The 24842-nt window shown below is 64.2% G+C and carries 19 protein-coding genes; 3 read left to right on the top strand and 16 right to left on the bottom strand.

The features are described from left to right. Positions 1 to 167: 167 nt before the first annotated feature. Positions 168 to 1556: an L-serine ammonia-lyase gene (locus GV002_RS12945; protein WP_160018753.1), complete on the top strand. Its 1389-nt coding sequence runs from the start codon at positions 168 to 170 to the stop codon at positions 1554 to 1556. 235 nt (positions 1557 to 1791) lie between these two features. Here GV002_RS12945 and GV002_RS12940 read toward each other — a convergent pair whose 3' ends face one another. Next, complete coding sequence (locus GV002_RS12940; protein ID WP_160018752.1) at positions 1792 to 3459, bottom strand: BCCT family transporter; 1668 nt, start codon at positions 3457 to 3459, stop codon at positions 1792 to 1794. Between the two features lie 282 nt (positions 3460 to 3741). Between GV002_RS12940 and cls the strand changes: the two genes are divergently transcribed. Both cls and GV002_RS12930 read left to right on the top strand, forming a co-directional pair. Then, a complete protein-coding gene (gene cls, locus GV002_RS12935; RefSeq protein ID WP_160018751.1) occupies positions 3742 to 5187 on the top strand; it encodes a cardiolipin synthase in 1446 nt (481 codons plus the stop codon). Between the two features lie 103 nt (positions 5188 to 5290). After that, entirely contained in the window at positions 5291 to 6016 is a 726-nt protein-coding gene (locus GV002_RS12930; protein ID WP_160018750.1) for a substrate-binding periplasmic protein, read from the top strand. A gap of 24 nt (positions 6017 to 6040) precedes the next feature. Here GV002_RS12930 and GV002_RS12925 read toward each other — a convergent pair whose 3' ends face one another. The 15 genes from GV002_RS12925 to GV002_RS12855 all read right to left on the bottom strand — a co-directional run bounded on the left by GV002_RS12925 (position 6041) and on the right by GV002_RS12855 (position 24687). Further along, the gene (locus GV002_RS12925; RefSeq protein ID WP_160018749.1) at positions 6041 to 8176 is read right to left on the bottom strand and encodes a TonB-dependent siderophore receptor; all 2136 of its coding nucleotides are present in this window, start codon (positions 8174 to 8176) and stop codon (positions 6041 to 6043) included. A 165-nt stretch (positions 8177 to 8341) separates the two neighbouring features. Next, positions 8342 to 8857 carry a DUF3617 domain-containing protein gene (locus GV002_RS12920; RefSeq protein WP_160018748.1) on the bottom strand — a complete coding sequence of 172 codons (516 nt, stop codon included), beginning with the start codon at positions 8855 to 8857 and terminating at the stop codon, positions 8342 to 8344. A gap of 146 nt (positions 8858 to 9003) precedes the next feature. Next, complete coding sequence (locus GV002_RS12915; protein ID WP_160018747.1) at positions 9004 to 9411, bottom strand: DUF1850 domain-containing protein; 408 nt, start codon at positions 9409 to 9411, stop codon at positions 9004 to 9006. Continuing rightward, a complete protein-coding gene (locus tag GV002_RS12910) occupies positions 9408 to 11435 on the bottom strand; it encodes a TRAP transporter permease (protein ID WP_160018746.1) in 2028 nt (675 codons plus the stop codon). Before GV002_RS12910 ends, GV002_RS12915 begins: the two co-directional genes overlap by 4 nt. Before the next feature lie 133 nt (positions 11436 to 11568). Then, the gene (locus GV002_RS12905; protein WP_160018745.1) at positions 11569 to 12522 is read right to left on the bottom strand and encodes a TAXI family TRAP transporter solute-binding subunit; all 954 of its coding nucleotides are present in this window, start codon (positions 12520 to 12522) and stop codon (positions 11569 to 11571) included. A 533-nt stretch (positions 12523 to 13055) separates the two neighbouring features. Then, on the bottom strand, positions 13056 to 14396 hold the full coding sequence (locus GV002_RS12900; RefSeq protein ID WP_160018744.1) for a sigma-54-dependent transcriptional regulator: 1341 nt from the start codon (positions 14394 to 14396) through the stop codon (positions 13056 to 13058). 232 nt (positions 14397 to 14628) lie between these two features. After that, positions 14629 to 16386 carry a sensor histidine kinase gene (locus tag GV002_RS12895; protein WP_160018743.1) on the bottom strand — a complete coding sequence of 586 codons (1758 nt, stop codon included), beginning with the start codon at positions 16384 to 16386 and terminating at the stop codon, positions 14629 to 14631. A 40-nt stretch (positions 16387 to 16426) separates the two neighbouring features. Beyond that, the gene (gene cfaB / locus GV002_RS12890; RefSeq protein ID WP_160018742.1) at positions 16427 to 17611 is read right to left on the bottom strand and encodes a C17 cyclopropane fatty acid synthase CfaB; all 1185 of its coding nucleotides are present in this window, start codon (positions 17609 to 17611) and stop codon (positions 16427 to 16429) included. A 156-nt stretch (positions 17612 to 17767) separates the two neighbouring features. Next, positions 17768 to 18571: a DNA-binding domain-containing protein gene (locus tag GV002_RS12885; RefSeq protein ID WP_160018741.1), complete on the bottom strand. Its 804-nt coding sequence runs from the start codon at positions 18569 to 18571 to the stop codon at positions 17768 to 17770. Then, positions 18562 to 19407, bottom strand: a complete 846-nt coding sequence (locus GV002_RS12880; protein WP_160018740.1) for a DUF692 domain-containing protein — start codon at positions 19405 to 19407, stop codon at positions 18562 to 18564. Before GV002_RS12880 ends, GV002_RS12885 begins: the two co-directional genes overlap by 10 nt. Before the next feature lie 56 nt (positions 19408 to 19463). Next, the gene (locus tag GV002_RS12875; protein ID WP_160018739.1) at positions 19464 to 19721 is read right to left on the bottom strand and encodes a hypothetical protein; all 258 of its coding nucleotides are present in this window, start codon (positions 19719 to 19721) and stop codon (positions 19464 to 19466) included. A 115-nt stretch (positions 19722 to 19836) separates the two neighbouring features. Beyond that, complete coding sequence (locus tag GV002_RS12870) at positions 19837 to 20844, bottom strand: FecCD family ABC transporter permease (RefSeq protein ID WP_160018738.1); 1008 nt, start codon at positions 20842 to 20844, stop codon at positions 19837 to 19839. Continuing rightward, positions 20841 to 21812 carry an ABC transporter substrate-binding protein gene (locus GV002_RS12865; protein WP_160018737.1) on the bottom strand — a complete coding sequence of 324 codons (972 nt, stop codon included), beginning with the start codon at positions 21810 to 21812 and terminating at the stop codon, positions 20841 to 20843. Before GV002_RS12865 ends, GV002_RS12870 begins: the two co-directional genes overlap by 4 nt. Next, positions 21812 to 22579 (bottom strand): ABC transporter ATP-binding protein, encoded by a 768-nt coding sequence (locus GV002_RS12860; RefSeq protein WP_160018736.1) that lies wholly within the window; start codon positions 22577 to 22579, stop codon positions 21812 to 21814. Before GV002_RS12860 ends, GV002_RS12865 begins: the two co-directional genes overlap by 1 nt. After that, positions 22579 to 24687, bottom strand: coding sequence for a TonB-dependent receptor (locus GV002_RS12855; RefSeq protein WP_160018735.1), 2109 nt, complete (start codon positions 24685 to 24687; stop codon positions 22579 to 22581). Before GV002_RS12855 ends, GV002_RS12860 begins: the two co-directional genes overlap by 1 nt. Between the last annotated feature and the right edge of the window lie 155 nt (positions 24688 to 24842).

Here is a 24842-nt window from a genome sequence, read left to right as displayed (position 1 = left end):
TAAGGGTCGCTAACGAATAGGTTAAAAATAAATCAGTATACATAATGATATAGCCGGCCTTAGATAGAGATATCCACACGCGCTGAACCGGGCGCGTGGTTCACCCACATACAAGGCATCACTGAAAACCCGGTTTTCAGCTGTGCCCACAGAAGAAGAATCTCGCCATGGCTATCAGCGTTTTCGACCTGTTCAAAGTCGGTATCGGCCCCTCCAGCTCACACACCGTCGGCCCGATGCGCGCGGCCGCGCTGTTCACCCACGCCCTGGAGAACCACGGCCACATGCCGCAGGTGACCCGTGTCGCCGCCGAGCTGTACGGCTCGCTGGGCGCCACCGGCAAGGGCCACGGCAGTGACAAGGCAGTGTTGCTCGGCCTCAGCGGCTACGAGCCGGACACCGTCGACGTGGACCAGGTGCCCGGCTACATCGAGGCCATTCGCCGCGACAAGCGCATCGTCCTGGCCGGCAAGCACGCCGTCGCCTTCGACGAGAAGGCCGACCTGAAGATGTTCCGCAAGGCGCTGCCGCTGCACGCCAACGGCCTGCGTTTCGCCGCCTTCGATGCCGCCGGCATTCAGGTGCACGAGGCCACCTATTACTCAGTGGGCGGAGGCTTCGTGGTCAGCGAGGCGATCCTCGCCGACGGCTCCAGGCACAAGGTCATCGCCCCGGATGCCACCAGCTTGCCGCTGCCATTCAGCAGCGGTGCCGACCTGTTGCGCCTGGCGCGCGAGAACGGCATTGGCATCGCCGAGGTGATGCGTCGCAACGAACGTCACTGGCGCAGCGACGAAGAGACCGATGCCGGCCTGCTGGAAATCTGGAAGGTGATGCAGGCCTGCGTTGACCGTGGCTGCCGCACCGAGGGCATCCTGCCAGGCGGCTTCAAGGTGCGCCGCCGCGCCGCGATCCTGGCGCGCAAGCTGGGCGGCTTCCAGCGCAGCTACCTGGAAGACCCGCTGCGCATGCTCGACTGGGTCAACCTCTGGGCCCTGGCGGTGAATGAGGAGAACGCCGCCGGTGGCCGCGTGGTGACGGCACCGACCAACGGCGCCGCCGGCATCATCCCGGCGGTGCTGCACTACTACGCCAACGCCATTTCCGGCGCCAGCGAGCGCGGCATCATCGATTTTCTGCTGACTGCCGGCGCCATCGGCATCCTGTACAAGGAAAACGCCTCGATCAGCGGTGCCGAAGTCGGCTGCCAGGGGGAAGTGGGCGTGGCCTGCTCGATGGCGGCCGGCGCGCTGTGCGCGGTACTCGGCGGCACCCCGGAGCAGGTCGAGAACGCCGCCGAGATCGGCATGGAGCACCACCTGGGCCTGACCTGCGACCCGGTCGGCGGCCTGGTGCAGATCCCCTGCATCGAGCGCAACGCCATCGCCTCGGTGAAGGCCATCAATGCCGCGCGCATGGCGCTGTACGGCGACGGCTCGCACTACGTGAGCCTGGACAAGGTGATCAAGACCATGCGCGAGACCGGCGCGGACATGCTGACCAAATACAAGGAAACCGCCCGTGGCGGCCTGGCGGTGAACATCATCGAGTGCTGATGCACTCTCGCCAGATGCGAGAACGCCGCGGGCCCTGACAGGTTCGCGGCGTTTTGCTTTGTGGCCGGGGCGATGAGCCCCTCTCCCATCAATGGGAGAGGGGAGCGAGCTGCGTAGTTTTTAAGGAAACACTGAAAAAGCCGTCATGCCCGCGCAGGCGGGCATCCAGAACCTACGAATCATCTGGGCTCCCGCCTTCGCGGGAGTGACGATAAATGGCTTTCTCAGATCATTCCTAACGCGGTTCGCTCATCAGGCCTTTGACGATGGAAATACAGCCCACCAGCAGCACGATGGTGAACGGCAACCCCGTCGACACGGCCATGGCCTGCAGCGCCACCAGGCCACCGCCAAGCAGCAGGGCGATGGCAATGACGCCTTCGATGCTGGCCCAGAACACGCGCTGCGGTACCGGTGCATTGACCTTGCCGCCAGCGGTGATGGTGTCGATCACCAAGGATCCGGAGTCCGACGAGGTGATAAAGAACACCACCACCAGCACGATGCCGATGAACGAGGTGATGCCGGTAAGCGGCATCTCGCCGAGCATGCTGAACAGCTTCAGCTCCAGACCAGCGTCCTGCGCACCGGTGAACCCATCCACCAGCAGCTGGTTGATGGCAGTGCCACCGAAGGCGGTCATCCACAGCACCGAGACCAGCGACGGCACCAGCAGTACGGCAACGAGGAATTCACGCACGCTGCGGCCACGGCTGACGCGGGCGATGAACATGCCCACGAACGGCGACCAGCTGATCCACCAGGCCCAGTAGAAGGCAGTCCAGCCCTGGCTGAAGTTGGCGTCTTCACGGCCGACCGGGTTGGACAGCGCCGGCAGGTACTGCAGGTAGGCACCGAGGTTCTTGAAGAATCCGGTGAGGATGGCCAGGGTCGGCCCGACGATGATGACGAACAACAGCAGGGCCATGGCCAGGCCCATGTTGATCTCCGACAGGCGCTTGACCCCCTTGTCGAGGCCGGCGACTACCGAGGCCAGAGCGATCAGGGTAATGGCGACGATCAGCAGTACCTTGGTGGTGTCCGTGGCCGGAATGCCGAACAGGTACTCCACACCCGCCGCCGCCTGCTCCGCGCCCAACCCCAACGAAGTGACCAGACCGAACAGGGTGGCGAACACTGCGAGGATATCGACGATGTGTCCCGGCCAGCCCCAGACGCGCTCACCGAGGATCGGGTAGAAGATCGAACGGATCGACAGCGGCAGGCCCTTGTTGAACGAGAACAGCGCCAGTGCCAGCGCGACGATGGCGTAGATCGCCCAGGGGTGCAGGCCCCAGTGGAAGATGGTCGCGGCCATACCCAGGCGCACGGCTTCCTCGGCGTTGCCGGCGGCGCCGCCAAGCGGTGCCCAGTCGGTACGCACGCCGTCCTCACCAACAGTGATGCCGCCCATCGCCGAGCTGTAGTGCGACATGGGTTCGGATACGCCGTAGAACATCAGGCCGATGCCCATACCGGCGGCGAACAGCATGGAGAACCAGCCCATGTAGGTGTAGTCGGGGGTCGCGTCCTTGCCGCCGATGCGCACCTTGCCCAACGGCGAGACGATCAAGCCCAGGCACAGCAGGACGAAGATGTTGGCGGCGCCGATGAAAAACCAGGCCATGTGGTGGGTGAGCCAGTCGCGCACACCGCTGAACAGTGGTTCGATCTGGTTCTGCAGGGCCAGGGCGAGGATCACGAAGATCACCGCGACCAGCGCGGAGATGGTGAAGACCTTGCCATGAATGTCGAGGGCGAAGACGAATTGCCCTTTGATGTTGTCCTGACCGATGACGTAATCGGTGTCGATCAGGTTGGCTTCACCGGTCGGTGCCGGGATGCCTTCGTGGGTTTCCGCTACGGGTGGCGGGGTCGTGTCATGCGAAGGGACGTTTCCCATACTTGGCGTGCTCCTTGATGCGTTTGACTCGCTAGACGAGCGTGAACAGGACGGATGCCCTCCTCCAATTAAAGACGACCTGCAAACGGGTCGAACCGAAAAGGGTAACACATGAATTCCGCTCACTCAGACTCACAGACACATGAAAGTCTCGAATAATTCCTCGAAAGGTGGCAATTTGCCCGACACTGCCATTCTCCAGATGCCCATGGCAGGATGCTTGCGAACGCTGCACAACCCCCGTGGTCAGCTGCACACAGCCTGTGCAAAGGAAGACCCTGCATGCCTGCGGATTTCGGCATCCCCCATCTGTTCGCGTACCTGATCGCTACCATCCACGCCCTTGGCGTACTGGCCGCGATCCACGCCGTGCTGACAGTGCGCACCGCCCAGGGCGCGCTGGCCTGGGGATTATCGCTATTCTTCATGCCCTACCTGACGCTGCTGCCGTATCTGGTGTTCGGCCGCAGCCGCTTCGATGCCTACGTCAAGGCGCGGCGCCAGGCCGACAAGGAAATGCACCACGCCATGGCCGAGCAGGACTGGCGCCCCTGGGTCGAGGAAGCCAAGGCAGCGCACCTGTCGCCGGCCTACGACCGCCTGCGCGCGTTGCCACGTCTGTCGCATCTACCCGGCCTGACCGGCAACCGCGTCGAACTGCTGATCGATGGCGAGGCCACCTTCGCAGCGATCTTCGCAGCCCTGGCCAGCGCCCAGCAGGTGATCCTGCTGCAATTTTTCATCATCCGTGACGACAGCCTCGGCCGACGCCTGCACGACGTACTGCTGGAGCGCGCAGCCGCTGGCGTGCGGGTGCACGTGCTGTACGACGGCGTCGGCAGCCATTCGCTGTCCGCCGCCTTCATCGACCGCCTGCGCCGCGGCGGTGTGCAGGTGCACGCCTTCCCCACTCGCTCCGGTCTGTTCAACCGCTTTCAGCTGAATTTCCGTAACCACCGCAAGATCGTCGTGGTCGACGGCGAGATCGGCTTTCTCGGCGGGCTCAACGTCGGCATCGAATACCTCGGGCAGAAGCCACCGCTGGCACCCTGGCGCGACACTCACGTCGAAGTACGCGGCCCGGTGGTGGCCAGCCTGCAGGAAGCCTTCGCCGAGGACTGGTACTGGGCCTGCCAGAAGCTGCCGCCGCTGCTGATGCCGAGAAAGCAGGATGAGCCCGGCCTGCTCTGCCAGGTGATCGCCAGCGGTCCGGCCGACCCGCAGGAAACCTGCTCGCTGCTGTTCGTCGAAGCGATTCACGCGGCGCGCGAACGGGTGTGGCTGAGCAGCCCCTACTTCGTGCCCGACGAGGCGCTGTTCGCCGCCCTGCGCCTGGCGGTGATGCGCGGCGTGGACGTGCGCCTGCTGCTGCCGTCGCGCCCTGACCACCGCATCGTCTACGCCGCCTCCAGCCTGTATGCCTTCGAAGCGCTGCGCGCTGGCGTGCGCATCTTCCGTTACCAACCGGGGTTCCTACACCAGAAGGCGCTGTTGATAGACCAAGACGTCAGCATGCTGGGCAGCGCCAACCTGGACAACCGCTCGTTCCGCCTGAACTTCGAGGCCAGCCTGCTGACCTTCGACGAAGGCTTCAACGCTCAGGTGGCGAACATGCTGGAAGAAGATTTCAGCCGCTCACGCGAACTGGTCAACGCCGACCGGCGCAACCTGCACCGTCTACAGCGACTCGGCATGCGCGTCGCACGGCTGATCTCGCCGATTCTCTGAGAGTTGCGCCGACCTGATGCCTGCAAGACTTTGAACAGGCTCTGAGGCACGGCTATGGTTATCAGGCCAGCCGCTGTTAGCTGTCAGCGAGAATCTGCCTGCCATGACCAGATGCTTTGCCCTGCTGCTCTGCCTGTTCATCCTGCCCGCTCCGGCGCAGGAGGAAATTCACGTCGGTGTCGAACTGCAGCCCTATCAGCCTTATTCGGATGTGGAGAACGGCGAATACCGTGGCTATGCACGCGATTTGCTGGACGCTTTCGCCGCCGAGTACGGCTACCGCTTCATCTACTCGCCGCTACCGGTGAGGCGCCTGCTCGGTGATTTTCTGTCCGGCCGGGTCGACCTCAAGTTCCCCGACCACCCACAATGGAACGCCGACCAGAAAGCCGGCCAGCGCATCCACTACAGCGCCCCGGCTGCGCCCTACATAGACGGCATCCTGGTCAAGCCGCAGCACCTCGGCCAGGGCCAGCAGCGTATCGAATTGCTCGGCACGCAGAACGGCTTTACTCCCTGGCCCTATCTACAGGACATTCGTGCCGGAAAAATCCGCCTGATCCAGGCCAATCAGATCGACTCGTTGCTGCGCATGGCAGGCAGCGACCGCGTCGACGGGGTCTACCTCAACCCCAGGGTAGTGGCTCACCAACTCAGGCAGATGCGCATGGCCGCCGACAGCCTGGTGTTCGACCCAGAGCTACCGCACGTGGAAGATCACTACTACCTGTCGAGCATCCACCATCCGCAACTGATCGAGGCGTTCAACCGTTTTCTCGAAGAGCGAGCCGCGCTGGTGGGAGAAATCCGCCGCCGCCACGGGCTGTAAGTAGGCCCGTGGCACGGCGGCGGATCAGTACTTCCAGCTGACGCTCATGCTGGCATTACGCGGGGCACCGTAATAGGCCTGAGTCCAGTACAGGCTGCTCAGGTACTTTTCGTCGGTGAGGTTGTTGAGGTTGGCCGACACACTCCAGTTCGAGTCGATGTCGTAGCTGGCCATCAGGTCGACCACGGCGTAGGCCTTCTGCTCGGCATCGGCAGTGCCGATAGAGGTGAAACCGTCGTCGGCAGTCAGCGGCACGGCGATCTTGATATCGTCCTGCCAGCGCACTGCGGCGCCGACCTTGAGTTTCTCCATACCCGGGATACGGTAGGTAGCGGCCGCCTTGATCATGTGTTTGGGCGAGTAGGTCACGGCATGCCCGCCGTCGGCATTGGTGATGTCGACGAAGGTGTAGCCAGCGCTGAGCTGCAGACCGTCCAGCGGTTCACCGGAGAACTCCAGCTCATAGCCTTCACTGGTCAGGCCTTCAATGGCGCGGTAGTAGGCAACCGAACCGATCATGCCAGCCTGCTCGGCGAAGTTGTCCTGCTCGGTACGGAACACCGAGAGCGCCACATTGACCTTGTCGTCGAACAGCTCGCCCTTGATCCCGGCTTCGTAGTTCACCCCTTCCAACGGCGCCAGACGTGAGCCCGTCAAGTCGGTCTTGGTTTGCGGGGTGAAGATTTCGGTGTAGCTGGCGTAGACCGAGTACTGCTCGTTGAGGTCATAGACCACACCGGCATAGGGCACGACCTTGCCACTGTTCTTCGACGACTTGGCCAGACCGTAGTTGGTGCCGTCGCTCTTCACGTCGATCACGCGAGCGCCGGTGATCAGGCTCAAGTCATCCGTCAGACTCCAGCGCGCAGCACCGTAGACGCTCTTCATGCGATCGGTGAAGTCACTGCCGGCGCTGCCATTGTCATTACGCGGTTTCGGGTAGTCGCCGCTCCACTGCTCCAGCGGCGGCAGCATGGTGCCGGTGCTCGAGTCATACCAGGACAAGTCCTCCAACTCGGAGCGCGACCAGCTGCCACCGAGGGCCGCCTCATGCTGGCGCCCGGCAAGGTTGAACGGGCCACTGGCCTGCACATCGACGATCAGCTGTTTGTTCTTCTCGCTGTACTCGGACGGATAGGAGTACAGACCGGCACCGGTCGTGCGATTGGGTGTGCCGTAGACGTAGAACATCGAGCCGTCGCTTTTCTTCTCCACATGGGTAACCACGGTCTTGGCCTGCCAGCCGTTGTCGAAGGTATGCGCCAGTTCGGCGAAGGTACGGTTTTCCTGGTTGTCCCAGTAAGCCCAGTCGGTGGAGGTGCTGGTAGAGCGCGAGTAATTGGTCTTGCCGCCGTCCTGATACACCAGCGGCAAAGCGCCCCACATCGGCGAATTGGCGTCGCTGGTCTGCAGAGTGTGGCCGAGGGTGAAGATAGTGCGGTCGTCCAGATCGAACTCCAGCACGCCATGGAACACGTTCTTCTCGCGCGAATAGCGGTCGAGATAGGAGTTCTTGTTTTCGTTGGCGTACACCACACGTCCCCGTACGGTACCGGCATCATTGAGCGCGCCGGATACGTCGGTATCGATACGGCGCTTGTCCCAGGAACCGGCGGTCAGGTCCACCCGAGCCTGTGGTGCCAGTGTTGGCCGCTTGCGCACGAAATTGACGGTCGCCGAAGGGTTGCCGGTGCCGGAGATCAGGCCATTGGCGCCGCGAATGACTTCCACACGCTCGTACATGGCGGTATCCAGATCGCCCTCGACGTTGCCATAGACAAAGGGCACGGAGATACCGTCGTACTGGAAGTTGGTGATGTCGAAACCACGGGCGGTGTAGTAGGTGCGGTCGGTTTCGACTTCCTGCACCTGCACGCCCGGCACGGCCTTGAGCGCGTCGTTGACGCTGGTGAGCTTGAAGTCGCGCAACTGAGCGCCGCTCAGGGTGGAGATCGACTGCGGCGTCTGCCGCGGAGTCAGGTCGAGCTTGGTCGCAGCACTGCTGGGTGTGGATTTGTAGCTATCGACCTCGGCCACCGCACTGCTGCCAACCACGGTCTGGGCATCGAGTTCGAGCTGCTCCTGCTCGGCGGCCAGGGTTTGATTGAAACTGCAGGCGGCCGCAATCGCCACGGCCAGGTGGGTTTTTCTGCTGAACAAGGGACGGTCTCCTGATGCGCTGTCGATAGCCGCTGACAATCCCTTTGCAGCCGAGTGCTTCCCTGGCAGGCACTTGCCAATCGCAAATGCAAATAATTATCGACAAAATTCTCGCAGCAAAATGCCCAACCCGTCAATGAGAATTACTTACATTAAAATTGAAGATCATTGCCCGCCCAAGCTGCCGCAGTCCGCGCTCACCCAGCGCGCGCGGCCTTCCATGCTGAAGGGCTCGCGACTATAGGTGCCGCGGGTCTGGATGGTGAACGCCTTATTGCTGGCGAAAAGGATCTCGCCTTCGCCCTGGGATTCGTGGCAGACGAAGCTGAATTTCCACAGCGTCGCGCTGCGGTCGAGAGTTTCATAACTGCAGCCTGACTTGGGGGCGTACAAGGGGATGTCCTGGGCCTCGATCTGCTCCGCAGTCAGACACCTCTGCATCCCGCCGGCAACCAGCTTGAAACCCTGTTTGGCAAACCCGGCCTCCGCCCTCTGACGGCTATCGGGTGGCAAACTCTGCAACTGTTCCAACATCTCCCGAGTGCCGGGGACGATCTGACCACCAACCTGCATGCTGTCCGTGCTGACTTCCCAGACTCCAGGCAGCATATCCAGGGCACTGGCCGAAGCCGGCAACAGGCAGAAGGTGATAGGCAGGGCGAAACGGGGTATGGGGCGCATGACGATGCTCCTGACGGTGGTCCATAAAGCCTAGTCGCTGCGCACCGGACGAACAAAACCCCCACCGACCTGCGCCGCATGGGGGTTCTCTTCTTTCTTTCCACCGGCACTTGTGGCGCCGGAAGCCTGGGTCCGCTCTGGCGAACCTAACCCGCGTCAGGTGCGGGGGAGCTCAGCTCACAGCTCCAGAGTTCCAACGCCGGCTGGCTCGCTTGTGGCGGGCCGAGCCAGTCGCTCATCGGGCGACAACGCTGGTTGAAACACAGTTGGTAATCCCCGGCTTCAGGCGTACGCCCGACTCGCAGGGGTTGCAAAGGCGGTAGCTGACGCTGGTAGTGCCAGCTGCCATTGCGCAGTTCGGCGCCGTCGGGAATTTCCATTCCGGCGCCGGAACCCTTGACCCGCGCCTCGCCAAGCACCAAGCCCTCGGCGGTGACGCGGTAATCCTCTTCCCAGCGAATCTTCTCGATGGTGTGGGTCCAGGCCAGGGTGAAGGCCGGCGTGGGCAACTCTGCCCATACCGCGCCGGCCAATCCCAGGCACAGACCGATCACGCTGTCGCTGCCTCGGCACGACGGGCGCGCCAGACGTGCTGACCGATGAAGATGGCACTGAGGGCAAAGCCGATCTCGTCACTGATCGGGGTGGCGAGAATCAGGCTGGCGCCAGCGGCCAGCCCCAGAATGCGCTCCCACCAGGTCAACTTGGCCTGCAGGAAGCCGGTGAACACCACGCCCCAGATGCCGATGGCCAGCGCGGCCTTGAACAGCACGTAGAAGGTCGCCAACAGGCTATCGCCCTGCAGCATCAACGCGGGCGAGTAGACCGCCATGAAGGGCACGACGAAGCCGGCCACGGCGATGCGGATCGCCCACAGGCTGATCTTCAGACCACGCTCCTTGGCAATTGGCGCTGCGGCGAAGCAGGCCAGTGCCACCGGCGGCGTGAGGTCGGCCATGATGCCGAAGTAGAAGACGAACATGTGCGAGACGATCAGCGGCACGCCCAGCTCCAGCAGCGCCGGCGCGGCGATCGAGCTGGTGATGATGTAGTTGGGGATGGTCGGGATACCCATGCCCAGCACCAGGCAGGTCAGCATGGTCAGCACCAGCGACAGGAACAGGTTGTCCTGGCCGATGGCGAGGATGTAGCCGGCGAAGGTGGAGGCCACCCCGGTCAGCGACACCACGCCGATGATCACGCCGACCAGGGCGCAGGCGATACCGACCGGTACGGCATGACGCGCACCTTCGACCAGCGCATGCAGACACAGGGTCAGGGTTTCACGGCCGCCTTTGACGAACCAGCAGATCGCCACCAACAGGGCGATAACGCCGAACACCACGCCGATACCGAGCTGGAAGAAGCCGGCACAGAGCACGCCCAGGGCAATCCAGAAGGCGAAGCGCATGGCCTTGGACGAAACCTGCAGGATGATCGCCGAGCCAAGGATGACCATGGCGGTCAAGGCCAGGCCGACGGTACCGGAGAACAGCGGGGTACGACCGGAGAACAGCAGGTAGATGAGGATGAACAGCGGGATCAGCAGGAACCAGCGTTCGCGTACGGCCTTCCACGGGTTCGGACATTCTTCCTTGGGGAGGCCACGCAGGTTGGCGCGCTTGGCCTCCAGGTGAACCATCCAGAACACCGAGCCGAAGTACAGCAACGCCGGGATCAGCGCGGCCTTGGCCACTTCGAAGAAGGGCACGTTGATGGTCTCGGCCATGATGAAGGCCACGGCGCCCATGATCGGCGGCATGATCTGGCTGCCCATCGACGAGGTTGCCTCGACGCCACCGGCGAAGGCCGGGCGGTAGCCGAAACGCTTCATCAGCGGGATGGTGAACTGGCCGGTGGTGACCACGTTGGCCACACCGGAACCGGTGATGGTGCCCATCAGCGCCGAGGACACCACCGACACCTTGGCCGGGCCGCCGACCTTGTGGCCGAACAGACCCATGGCGAAGTCGGTGAACAGCTTGATCATCCCGGCCTGCTCGAGGAAGGCGCCAAACAGGATGAACAGGAAGATGTAGGTCGCCGAGACGTAAGTCGGCGTGCCGTAGAGGCCCTCGGTACCGAAGGCCAACTGGTTGACGATCTGGTCGAAGCCGTAACCGCGATGCATCAGCTCGCCCGGCAGGTACTGACCGAGCATGCCGTAGGCGAGGAACAGCGCGCAGATGATCGGCAGGGCGATGCCCATGACCCGGCGGGCAGCTTCGAACACCAGCGCGATCAGGATCAGGCCGATGATCATGTCGCCCGTGGTCAGGTCGCCCGAGCGCTGGATCAGATCCGCCTCGAAGTACCACTGGTAGACCGCCGTGGCCATGCCGGCCAGGCCCAGCAGCCAGGCCAGGGGCTGCCAGGGACGCTTGGCGCCGAAAGCCGGGATGCTGATGAAAACCACCAGCAACAGAAAGCCGACGTGCACAGCGCGCAGCACCTGGGTAGATACCGGGTGGAAGGCCGCGGTAACGATCTGGAAGATGGAAAACAGCAGCGCGACGGCGAACAACGCCTTCGGCCAGTCGGACGGGCTGGCGCCCATACCCTGATTCTGCTCACTCATGGAGTGCAAACCTCATGACTACTTCGATACGGGGACAGAGTCGCCAACAAAACCCACCGTCCATGAACGCCGGTTTTATTCGCGATTCTGTGAAGACCGGACCGTGGCGCAGGCACCACGGTCCGAGCCATCATTACAGCGCGCCAGCTTCCTTGTAGAAGCGCTCGGCACCCGGGTGCAGCGGGATCGGCAGGTTCTTGGTGGCGGTTTCCAGCTTGATGTCCTGAGCGGCGGAGTGAGCGGTGCCCAGACGGCCGAGGTTGTCGAACATCAGCTTGGTCATCTGGTAGGCCACTTCGTCGGAAACGCCTTCATGGCTGACCAGGATGTTGGTGATGGCGACGGTAGGTACGTCGGCGTCCTGGCCATCGTAGGTACCGGCCGGGATGGTGGCAGCCTGGTAGGCAGCGTTGTCGATCTTGGTAGTCACTTCGGCCGGAATGGCAACGAAGCTGATCTTCATGGTCGAAGCCAGGTCACGAATGGCGGCCATGCCCAGGCCCGAGGACTGCAGGGTGGCGTCCAACTGGCGGTTCTTGATCAGCTCGACCGACTCGGCGTACGGCAGGAATTCGACCTTGCCCATGTCCTCGTAGGTCAGGCCAGCCGCTTTGAAGATGGCGCGAGCATTGAGCTCGGTACCGGACTTCGGCGCGCCGACAGAGATGCGCTTGCCCTTGAGGTCTTCCAGGGTCTTGATGCCGGATTCGGCGTTGGCAACGATCTGGATGTAGTTCGGGTAGGTACCGGCAATGGCGCGGATTTTCTTCAGCGGCGCCTTGAAGCCAGCGTCTTCGACGCCGTTCCAGGCATCGGCTACCGAGTCGCCGAGGGCGAAAGCCAGCTCGCCACGACCGGCTTGCAGCAGGTTGAGGTTTTCCACCGACGCCTTGGTCGCCTGGACCGAGGTCTTGGAGCCCTCGATGCCGTTGCTGTAGAGCTGCGACAGGGCTACGCCGATCGGGTAGTACACACCGCTGGTACCACCGGTGAGCACGTTGATGAAGGTCGGGGCGGCAAGCACAGCGGTGCTGGCAGTGATGGCCGCGGCGGCGGCAAACAGGCTGAGTTTCTTGGTCAGTCGCATGGAAGTATCTCCGTCGTTGTTATTGGCTGTATGCAGAGTTTCACTCTAGACGACGCCGCACAGGCGGCGTCGACATTGCGCGATCAGCAGCGCAGGGTGCAGCTTCGGACAAGAGCCGCGGCAGGCGCAGCACGGAGACCCATGCACGGCAGCGAATGCGGCATGGCGCGAGGGACATGGCAGTTCATGGGCTGACCTCTTGTCGTTGTTATGGTCGCCACGTCGGCAAGATGCTGCGCGGCTACAACTGTCATAGCAGATGCCGTGCCAGGGGCTGAAAAGCCCGAGATAGAGGGGTTTTATCGATAGACCAATGGGTCACTGAGCGGGAAACCGCTTACACCCGAGCGAGCATAGGCAACAATCCGCTCACCAGGTAACCGGACGCAATCCGAGAATGAGGTGATCGCTACCTCCCGGATCGCATCCGGGTTACGGCTGCTCGCCAGACCGTAGGGTGCGCCGCGCGCACCGGCTGGCTCGAGAGCGTGGCACCAGGGGCGCACCGCGCACCTTACATATGCCCCGCCCGTCTACTCTTCGCCGCCCGGCAGGTAATCACCGCGTGCCAGGCCATGACGCTGCATCTTCTCGTTGAGGGTGCGGCGCGGCAGCTGCAGCATTTCCATGACAGCGGCGATGTTGCCCTGGCATTGCAGCAGGGCGTTGTGCAGACATTGCGCTTCGAAGGCCTCCATCTGCTGCGCCAACGCCTGGCCGGCGAAACGCTCGGCCGGCGGTGGGCTGGAAAGCCCCAGGGCATGGCGCTCGGCAGCGTTGATCAGCTCACGCACATTGCCCGGCCAGTCATGACCGAGCAACCGCGCCAGCTCGCTCGGGGCCAGTGGCGGCGCTTCGCGCCCATGACGCAGCGCCGCCTCGTGGGCGAAATGATCGAACAGCAGGGGAATGTCCTCGCGGCGCTCACGCAGCGGCGGAATATGCAGGGTGGCGACGTTCAGGCGATACACCAGGTCCTCGCGAAAACGCCCGGCCTTGACCTCGTCGAGCAGGTCCGGCTTGGCCGCACTGATTACCCGCAAATCGACCTGGATGCTCTTGTTCGAGCCGAGGCGTTCCAGGGTCTTTTCCTGCAGCACGCGCAGCAGTTTGACCTGTTGCGCCAGCGGCAGACTCTCCACCTCGTCGAGAAACAGAGTCCCGCCATCGGCATGCTCGATACGGCCGATGCGCCGCGCCTGGGCGCCGGTGAAAGCGCCGCTCTCGTGGCCGAACAGCTCGCTTTCGAAGATAGTCTCAGGAATCGCCGCACAGTTCAGCGCCGCGAAGGCTTTGCTGGCACGCGGGCTGAAGTCGTGCAGGCTGCGCGCCACGCGCTCCTTGCCGCTGCCTGTCTCGCCACGGATCAGCACATTGACCGAGGTACCGGCCAACTCGAGGATCTGCCGACGCAGATTTTCCATCGACCGCGAAATACCGATCAGCTGGCTCTCGATACGGCCCTTGTCGGCCACCTGCCGACGCAGCTGGCGGTTCTCGCAGACCAGCCGGCGCTTGTCCAGCGCGCGCCGCACGCTGTCGAGCAGACGCTCGGGGGTGAAGGGTTTCTCGATGAAGTCATAAGCGCCCTGACGCAGCGCCTGCACTGCCATGGGCACATCACCGTGACCGGTGACGAGGATCACCGGCAGGTCGGTGTCCACCTGCAGCAGCTTGTCGAGCAGTTGCAGGCCATCGCTGCCGGGCATGCGCACATCGCTGACGACGATGCCGGGGAAGTCGCGGTCGACCAGAGCCAGCGCTTCGGCCGCGCTGGCGCAGGTACGCACATCGAAACCGGACAGCTCCAGCCACTGCTGCACCGCCTCGCGAATCGCCGCTTCGTCGTCGACCACTATGACCTGAGCGCTCATGGCACCTCCTGTTCAAAACGGCGGGCAGTGTAGCCCGACGAATACAATACGGGGGAACGACCGGTGCGCACCGCGCACACTGCGATAAGGCAGCCCCGCGCAGAGAGCACCAGCCCACCCCAGACCCGCCGGCATGCCCCGTGTAGGAGCCGGCTTGTCGGCGATAGACCTGTGTGGCGCGGAGCATCGCCCGCGAGCGGGCTCCTACAAGGCATGCGCGCAGCCATCCGGGTTACGGCGCGGCGGGCAAACGCAAGGTAAACACCGCGCCCAGTTCGCCATTGCGCGCCTCCAGCGTGCCGCCGAGATCGCGCACGATACCGTAGGACACCGCCAGCCCAAGCCCCAGCCCCTGCCCCACCGGCTTGGTGGTGAAGAAGGGTTCGAATACCCGACCCAGGGTTTCCTCGGCGATGCCGCCGCCGCTGTCCTCGACGCTGAGCAGGCAGTCGCCGTCTTCGCGGGCGATGCGCACCAGGAGGATACGCGGCTCGCTGTCGGCCATGGCATCGAGGGCGTTGTGCAGCAGGTTGAGAATCACCTGCTCGATGCGGATCGCATCACCCAGCACCTCGGCCTCGTCATCGATCTGCGTGCGCAGCTCCACCTGCTCGCTGCGCATGCGTGGCGCCAACAGTTGCAGAGCCTGCTCCAGCACGTCACCCAGGCACAGGCGCTCGCTGAGGCCAGCCGGGGTCTTGCGGGCGAAGGTCTTGAGATGACCAGTCAGCGCGGCCATGCGCTGCAGCAGACCATCGATACGCTGCAGACCGTCGCGCACCGCTTCCGGCCGACCACTGCCCGCCAGCAGGCGCAGGCTGCCGAGCTGCATCTGCAGGGCGGTCAGCGGCTGATTGATCTCATGCGCCAGGGCCGCCGACATCTGCCCCAGCGCGGCCATCTTGGCAGCATGCACCAGGCCGTCCTGGGCTTCGCGCAACTCGGCGGTGCGCAGCGCCACCTCGCGCTCCAGACGTTCGCGGATGCCAGCCTGCAAGCGCTGGTTCTTGCGCCGCTGGGCGAGGAACAGAAACAGGAAGGCGAACGTCATCCACACGCCGGCAGCGGCCAGCCGATAGCTGCGCACACTGTCTGCCAGGCCGACCGGCTCGCTGAGCAGATGCAGGGTCCAGCCCTCCTCGGGCATGTGCAGACGCTGCCAGAGATAATCGCGGTTGCCGTCAGGGCCATCCACGCGCGCCCAATCCGCATCGGCGTCGATATGCCGATGCACCTGATGCGCCAGCGGCTGCAACGCCTGCTCGGCATAGCGGCGCACCTCCACCAGTTCAGCACGCGCCTGCTCGTTGAGCGGCTGCAGAGCGCGGAAGCGCCAGATCGGCTTGTTGCTGAGGATCACCACCTGATAGCTGTCGGCGACCATCAGTACCCCAGGCTGGCCGACCCATTCGCGCTGCAGGTCTTCCAACTCCAGCTTGACCACCAGCACGCCGAGCAGCTCGCCCTTGTCGTCGCGCACCACATGAGAAAGGAAGTAGCCGGGAATCCCCGTGGTCACGCCTACCGCGAAGTAGCGCGCGCCGCCATCACGCAGGGCGTTCTGGAAGTAAGGGCGAAAGGCGTAGTTGTTGCCGACGAAGCTGCTCCAGTCACGCCAGTTGCTGGCCACCAGGGTTTCGCCATGGGCATCGAGCAGGTACAGCACGGTGGAGCCGGCCGCCGCGTTGAGTCGCTCCAGGCGCTGGTTCAGCGCCAGGCGCAACTGACGATCATGCGGTGCGCGCAGCAGGCTACGAATGTCGCTGTCCAGCGCCAGCACCTCGGGTACCGAACTGAAGCGCTCGACCAGGGTGCGGATCGACTGGGCATAGAGCTGCAGCTGCCCGCGCGCCTCGACGCTGCGCTCGTCCCAGGCGCGCTGCTCGGCATAGCGTCCACCCAGCCACAGGCTCACCAGCAGGCCGGCAAGAATCGCCAGGACGGTGAGCAGAACGCGGGGGCGATAACGGGGACGCTGCGGCAAGGGCATGGGCGGCTCGCGGAATCAGAACGAGCCGCATGTTACCCCATCAGGCATAGAGGTCAGCACGTGTCCACGGCAGATCATGACCGCCGTCATCGCGCGGCTTCACCGCCAGTATCTGATGCAGGTTCATCCAGCCATGCTGGAAGCCGTACGCACAGCCGGCCAGGTACAGGCGCCAGATACGCAGGGATTTTTCCGGTACCCACTGCGCGGCCTTCTGCAGTTGCCGCTCCAGGCCCTGGCTCCACAGCTGCAAGGTGCGCGCATAGTGCAGGCGCAGGCTCTCGACATCGACGATCTCCAGCCCAGCCTCGCTGATCGCCTTGCTGATGGTCACCAGATGCGGCAGCTCGCCCTGCGGAAACACGTAGCGGTCGATGAACTCGCCAGCGCCACGACCAACCGGGCGGCCATCGGTGAAGCGCGAGGTGATGCCATGATTCATCACCAGACCACCGGCCCTGACAGCGCCGAACAGGCGCTGACAGTACAGCGGCAGATTGGCGTGTCCAACGTGCTCGAACATGCCGACGCTGACCACTTTATCGAAGCGGCCATCTTGCGGCAGGTCGCGGTAGTCCAGGCGCTCCAGAGTCACACGGCCCTCCAGACCCTCTTCGGCCACACGCTGCAAACCCAGCTCCAGCTGCGCCTGGCTCAGGGTGATGCCGTAGACCTCGGCGCCGAACTCGCGCGCAGCAAAACGCGCCAGGCCGCCCCAGCCACAGCCGACATCGAGCAGCCTGTCACCCGGCTGCAGGCGCAGCTTGCGACACAGGTGGCGCAGCTTCGCCTGCTGGGCCTGATCGAGGTCTTCCTGGCCGGTTTCGAAGTAGGCGCAGGAGTAGACCATGTCGCGGTCCAGCCACAGCCGGTAGAACTCGTTGGACAGGTCGTAGTGATAGCTGACGGCCTCGGCGTCGCTGCGCTTGTCGTGGGCGGCGTATTGCTCAGCTGGTGTGGATTCATCACCGAGCAGTGCCGTGCTCAGCGCATCGCCAACTGCGATGGCTTCTTCGATGGAACCTTCCAGATCCACCCGTCCTTCGACATAGGCAGCGCCCAGTGCATCCAGGCTGGGGTGAGCCAGTTGCGTGACCAGCGTGGGATCCTTCACCACCAGCGTCACCCGGGGTTTGGGCCCAAGGTCGATCTGCTTGCCGTCCCACAGTTTCAGGCGCAGCGGCAGTCGTAGATCACGAAGTGCGGTGGGCAATTGCGCGAGCATGGTCATCTCTCCTGGCCAGGAGTGCGTCTTACAGAGACTAGCTCAGATGACCTTTGCACCCTTCCAGCAGTTCGATCCTGGCGACTAGCGGCGCGTGTGATCGAAACGACTGGCGCAGAGTACGCCTGAGTTCGCTGGCGGATTGCGTAGTCATGCCTAAGCCGGCAGCGGCTGAGCGCTATCGACCCGCTGCAGCAGGCCGTCAGCCAGCCACTGGCGCAACCAGCTCACCGCTTGAACCGGTGCCTGTTCGCCCAGATGCGCCAGCTCGCCGCACAACTCGGCAAAGCACCAACCCTGCACGGCCATACCCTGCAACGCCGCCGCTTCATCGACGGCCAGACTGCGATAGCGGGTAATCAGTTGGTCGCGCCAGATCACACAGGTCTGCACCTCGGCCAATGGCTGGCTGCCGGGGAAGTCGCCCTGCTCCTTGCACGCACGCCAGATCGCCAGGCTGTTATGCCGGCACTCGAGCCACTGAACGCTCGGCAGCAGGCGGACTTGCAAGGTCGGCCACGCCTCGGCGGGCAGTTCGGCCATCTGCGTCAGGCTCAGGGGCTGGCCCTCGGGCGCATCGAAGGCCAGGGTAAAAGCCCATTCCAGCTGCGCCAGTTCGCTGAGCGGCGCGGCTTGCGCGGGGATCAGGTAGCCACCGATGAACGCCGACAGCTGTGCGCCGAGCCAGCGCAGGCTGAAGTGCTGCGAGGGGTGCGCATCGAGATAAGCCAGGGCCAGGGTGTCGAACTCGTCGTCACCAAGCCAGCCATGCACCGCCGGAAAATCACCACGCAAGGCTTCCAGCAGGCGCGCACGGTAAGCGTTGTGATAAATCGCCAGACCCTGTTCGGCACTCAGCGCCGCGCTGCCCAACAGGCTGGCCTGCAAGGCCGGGTTGGGCTGGGCATCGGGGCTGAGCAAATAGGCCTGAACCTGCGCCTGCCAGTCACTCAGGCGCATTGCGGCGTGCCTTGCAATGCTTGAGCGGCGAACCGGCGCGCGGTATTCAGCTCGTCGAGCAACACGTCCAGATCGGGAAAATGATCGTCGCGCTCCAGCAGCGTGGACACCGGGCCGAGGTGCTGCAGCGTGCGTTGATAAAGCTGCCAGACCGGGTCGCTGACCGGCTGATCATGGGTGTCGATCAGGTAGCTGCCGTAATCACTGTGGCCGGCCAGGTGCAACTGACGGATGCGCGACTTGGGCAGGCTGCTGATAAAGGTCCAGGCATCGAAACCATGGTTGCGTGCGCTGACGTAGACATTGTTGACGTCCAGCAACAGCTCACAGCCACTCAACTCGCTGAGCGCGGCGAGAAACTGCCATTCGCTGAATTGATCATCGGCGCAGCGCAGGTAGCTGGAGACGTTTTCCAGTACCAGCGGCCGCTCGATCACGTCCTGCACCTGGCGCACCCGCGCGGCCACATGCTGCAGGCTCTCCTCGGTGTAGGGCAGTGGCAGCAGGTCATGCAGCTGGTGGGCATTGCCCCGGCTCCAGCACAGATGATCGGAGATCCACGCCGGCTGCACGCGCGCAGCCAGTTGCTTGAGCTGACGCAGGTAGTCGCGGTCCAGCTCGTGCGGGCCGCCAATCGACAGCGACACGCCATGCATCACCAGCGGGTACCGTTCGCCGATGGCATCGAGAAAGTAGAGGGCCTTGCCGCCCGCTACCAGGTAATTTTCCGAGACGATCTCGAACCAGTCGATCGCCGGCCGTTGTTCGAGAATGGCTTGGTAGTAGGTGCTGCGCAGGCCCAGGCCGAAACCCAGATTGCCGCGTTGAGCATTCATCGCTGGCTCCTCGCTCGGTGATGCGGGGCAACCGCAGCGCGGCCGCCCCAGCTCACTTACTCGCCGACAGTACCGCCTGCAGCATTGCACTCAGCGAGTGTCATCGACTTGAAGCCGTGACCTTTGCAAGCACCCTGGCCTTTGCAGCTGTTTTCGGCGGTCTTGCAGTCGTTCTGGCCTTTGCAGGACGTGACGCCGTAACAATGTACCTTGGCTTCTTCAGCCACTGCTACGGTGCTTGAGAGACCAGCGAACAGGCTGGCAGCAGCGAAGGCGATGGCGGCACCAGTAGCAGCGGTGGATTTCATGCTCATGTGCGTATCCTCGGATGATCTGGGTTAGCCGGGCTAAGGTGTTTTGCGTGCCGGCATTCAACTAGAGCGACGAGGCGAACTGACGTTACAGCAGCGCTGAAAAAACTTTCGCGACTCAGCGCCGACGCAGCAGCAGAACGAAGAACACCCCACCGATGGCAGCGGTGACGATGCCGATGGGCAGGTCCTGCGGCGCCAGCCAGGTACGCGCGGCGACATCGACCCAGACCAGCAACAGCGCCCCCAGCAGCGCCGCCACCGGCAACACGCGACGGTGCTCGGCGCCGACCAGAAAGCGCGCCACGTGCGGCAGCATCAGGCCGACGAAACCGATGGCGCCGGACAGCGACACCAGCACCCCGGTGAGCAGCGAGGCCACCACGAACACCAGCAGGCGCACCCGCCGTGGCTCCAGACCCAGGCTCACTGCACTCTGCTCGCCGGCCATCAGCGCGTTCAGCGCGCGGCCCAGGCCCAGCAGCACGGCCAACGCCAACAGCAGGCACACGGCCGGCAGCCAGAGCAGCTCCCAGCGCGCCAGCCCCAACCCGCCGAGCATCCAGAACAGCACCGAGCTGGCCGCGTGCGGGTTGCCCAGGTACAGCAGCAGGTTGCTCGCCGCCATCATCACGAAGGACACCGCCACTCCGGCCAGCAGCAGCCGATCACTCTCCAGCCGCCCGCCACGACTGGCGATGGCCAGCACCAGCAGCATGCTCGCCAACGCACCGGCGAAGGCCGCCAGAGGCAGGCTGAGCAGGCCGGCGAATTCGCCCAGGTAGAGCACCACGAGCACCGCACCGAAGGCTGCGCCGGAACTGACGCCGAGCAGATGCGGATCGGCCAGCGGGTTGCGCGTCACCGCCTGCAGCGCCGTACCGACCAGCGCCAGCCCGGCGCCCACCAGCGCGCCAAGCAGCACCCGTGGCGCGCGCAGTTGCCAGACGATGCTGTCCTGGCCGACGCTCACCGCCGCATCGGGCACGCTACCGAACAGGTGCTGGCCAAGGATCGCCAGCACGTGCTCGAGCGGCACCTGCGCCGCACCGAAACCCAGCGAAAAAGCACAGGACAGCGCCAGCAGCGCGGTCAACCCGAGCAGCAACAGACGAAATCGACTCACCGGGCAAAGACCTCGGGATGCAGCGCCGCCGCCAGCGTCTCGATGGCCATCGCGTTGTCCAGGCTCGGGGTGACGGCCAGGTACGACAGCACCACGAAGCGCTGCTCGCGGATCGCCGTCACGCCTTGCAGCGCCGGATGCTGCAGGAGAAAATCGCGCTTCTGCGCCGCCGTGCGCTCACCATAATCGACGATCAGGATCAGTTCCGGGTCCTGCTCGACCACCGACTCCCAGCCCACCTTCATCCAGTTGGCCGCCACCCCATCCATCACATTGCGCCCACCCGCCGCCTCGATCAGCGGCTGCGGCATGCCCAGACGTCCGGCGCTGAAGGGCACGTCTTCGCCGCTGTCATAAACAAATACGCGCGGACGCGTCGGCTGCTCACCGAGCTGCGTACTGACTGCGGCCACGCGCGCCTGCATCCCTTGCACCAGTGCTTCGGCACGATCCTCGACGGCGAAGATGCGGCCCAGGTTGCGCAGGTCGTTGTACAGATCATCGAGACTGGCGACGCGACCCGGCATGACATGCGCACAGGACTCGCTCAGCTCATACACCGGAATGCCGAAGCGCTCCAGGCTGGCCGGGGTGACCTCGCCGCCGATGCGCATGCCGTAGTTCCACCCGGCGAAGACGAAATCGGCGCCCGCGCCCAGCAGGTTCTCCAGCGAGGGATAACGCGCGGCCAGTTCGGGCAGATCATCCAGATCGGCCTGCAGCTCCGGCGTCGGCGTCTTCCAGCCACTGACACCACTGTAGCCGACCATGCGCTCCTTCAGGCCCAGGGCCAGGAGCATGGCGGTCAGGGTGATGTCGTGGCTGACCGCACGCTGCGGCGGCTGCTCGATGGTCAGTTGGCGGTCGCAGCTGGTGACGGTGACGGCCCAGGCGGGGCTGGCCAGCAGCAACGCCGACAGCACGAGCGTGGGTAGGAGCGGCTTCAGCCGCGAATGACACAGACTCATCAGACTATCCAGGTAATACGCGGATGACCCGCCAGTGGATGGGTATCGACCAGCGCCTGCACACCGAACACCTGCAGCAATAGCTCGGCGGTGAGCACGTCGGCGGGCGTACCGATGGCCACCAGACGGCCGTGATCCAGCACGCAGAGACGGTCGCAGAAGGCTGCGGCCAGGTTGAGGTCGTGGAAGCTGGCCAGTGTGGCCAGGCCCAGCGCCTTGATCTGGCCGAGCAGTTCGAGTTGGTAACGCGGGTCGAGGTGGTTGGTCGGCTCGTCGAGAATCAACAATTGCGGCTGTTGCACCAGGGCGCGGGCGAGCAGCGCACGCTGCTTCTCACCGCCGGACAGCTGGGCAAAAGGCTGCCGCGCCAGCGCAGCGAGGCCGACCCGCGCCAGCGCCTCGCTGACCAGGCGCTGGTCGTCGGCATCGTCGCCATCGAACAGGCCCTTGTGCGGCGTGCGGCCCATGGCCGCCACCTCATGCACACGCAGGCCGAAATCCTGCGGAAACTCCTGCAGCACCACCGCCACTCGCTGCGCGCTCCAGCGCGGCGAGCGCTGCCACAGCGCCTCGCCGTCCAGCTCGACGCAGCCGACGCTGGGCTGCTGGAAGCGGTAGGCGCAACGCAGCAGGCTGGTCTTGCCACTGCCGTTGGGGCCGATCAGCCCCAGCAACTCGCCGTCGCCAACGTCCAGGTCGATGCCGTCGAGCAGCGGGCGCTGCCCATCAGGCGACCAGGCCAGCTCGCGGATGCGCAGGCGACCCATCAGAAGCTGTAGTCCGCGGTGACGAAGAACGAGCGCGGCGCCCCCAGGTACCACTGCTCGCCGTCGCTGCTGGCGCTGGTGGCGTACTGGCGGTCGAACAGGTTGTTCAGCTCCAGGCCCAGGCGTACGTCCGGCAATACCTGCCAGCCGATAGTGGCGTCGACCACGGTATAGCCGGGCACCTTGGCGGTGTTGGCCGTATCGGCGTAACGCGCATCGACATAACGCGCGCCGATGCCAGCGTCCATCCCGCCGCCAAGCGCCTTGTTCAGCCACAGGTTGGCAGTGCGCTTGGGCACGTTGGTTGGGCGATTGCCGCTGCGGTCACCACCGCCTTCGACGAAGTCGTCGTACTCGGCACGCACGAACGCGGCGTTGGCCGACACCTGCCAGCCCTGACCCAGCGCCAGTTCCAACGTGGCTTCCAGACCATCGGAAGACTGCTGGCCAATCTGCTCGGTGGGCGAGCTCGGGGTTTCGCGGCTGAGCAGCTTCTTCTTGACGATGTGGTAGGCGGCCAGCGTCCACTCGCCCTGACCATTCCAGAACATCTGCTTGAGGCCGATTTCGCTCTGCCTGGCTTTGCTCAGGTCGAATTGCTGCTGGCTCGGGCTGAGGGTCAGCAGGTTGTTCACCCCTTCGGTGCTGGTGGCGTACTGGCCGTACAGCGACAGATCGGGCGTCAGCGCGAAGACCAGGCCGACACGCCAGTTGCCGCCACTGAGGCTGCGGTCTACGCGGCTATCGCTCAGCAGATCGTCGCGCTGGATATGCACCTGGTCACGACGCACGCCAGTAACCAGCGACAGGCGCTCGCTGAGCTGAGTACGGTTCTCGGCGAACAGCGAGAACTGCCGGGCCAGGTTGCGCTCACGCGGCCCGTAACCGCGCGGGTCGGTGCTCTGGTACTGACCGCCACCGGAGCCGGCCAGCGGCACGCTGTCACTGAAGCTGCTGGCGAAATCGTGCTGACGGGCGAAGTGGATGCGGTTGTAATCCACACCGACCAAGGTTCGGCTGTCGAGGCCGAACAGGGCGTGGTCGAGGGTGAAGGTCTGGCGGTCGCCGACCTGCTCCTGGGTGTGCTTGATCTCGTAGAACTCGCTGCGCTCGACCGTATCGCCCGGCTGCCAGCGGTAGGCTTCGGCGTTGCGCCAGTAACGCTGGGTCTTGATGTAGTAGAGCTGGTTGCTGGCACTCAGTGCATCGTTGATGCGCCAGTCGGTGGTCAGGCGGGTGATCTGGTCGTTATAGCGAATGTCGGCGTTGGCGACGTTGTAGTTGCGCTCGCGGATGCTCTTGCGGTACTTGCCAGCCACCAGCGGCGTGCCGAGATAACGCAGCGGGCTCTGGTCGCCATGGTCGTGGGAGAGGGTGAAGCTCAGGTCGTCACTGGCGTCCCAACGCAGGGCAGCGCTGAGCGCAACGCTGTCCGAATCACCACGGTCGACCCAACCATTGCTGGCCTGTTGGTTGACGTTGAAGCGGTAGCTCAACGAATCGCTCAGCGAACCACCGCTGTCCAGCGCGGCCTGACGGCGGTCGTCGTTGCCGTAGCCGAGGCGCAGCTGGTTGCGAACCTCGCCTGCGAAGGGCTTCTTCGGCACCACGTTGATCACCGCGCCGGTGGCGCCTTCGCCATAGAGCACCGACGCCGGGCCACGCAGCACGTCGATGCGCTGCACCGACCAGGTGTCCACCGGGAAGGTCACCGTACCCGCGCCGATGTACTGGCGAGTGCCGTCGTACAGTTGCATGGTCGAGGCATGTCCGCTGAAACCGCGTGCCGACAGCGCCGTACCGCCATTGCCCGGCGTGCCGATGCTGCTGATGCCCGGCGTGCGGGTCACGGCATCCTGCACGCTGCGGTTGTTGCGCTCGCGTACCTCGGCGCCACTCAGGCTGGTGGTGCTGGCCGGCGTTTCCATCGCCGACAGATCGAGGCGTGAGCCGGACGTGGTCGGCGTGTGCAGCGTGGTCTCGCCCTCCTCCGCGGCTTGCGCCTGGACGGTGACAGCGGGGAGATCGACAGCGGACTCGTCGGCCAGGGCGGTACCGCCAGCCAAGACCACCAATGGCAGAGAACAGAAGCGCAAGAGTTGTAGCACGTGAACAATTCCGGGGCGTTGAAGAGGCTCGTCGAGTCGCTTCGAGGCTTTGGAATCGGGCCTTGCAACGGCCAGTGACGACTGCTGGTGGCCCTGGCCTGAAGCGATAATGTTATTGTTATAACATAACATTATCTTGTTTTGCAGGTAACCTG

It is taken from the genome of Pseudomonas sp. 8O (genome assembly GCF_902506495.1).
GTDB lineage: Bacteria > Pseudomonadota > Gammaproteobacteria > Pseudomonadales > Pseudomonadaceae > Aquipseudomonas > Aquipseudomonas chaetocerotis.
The sequence above is the reverse complement of the archived record's forward strand: the minus strand, read 5'-3'. Positions and strand labels throughout refer to the sequence as shown.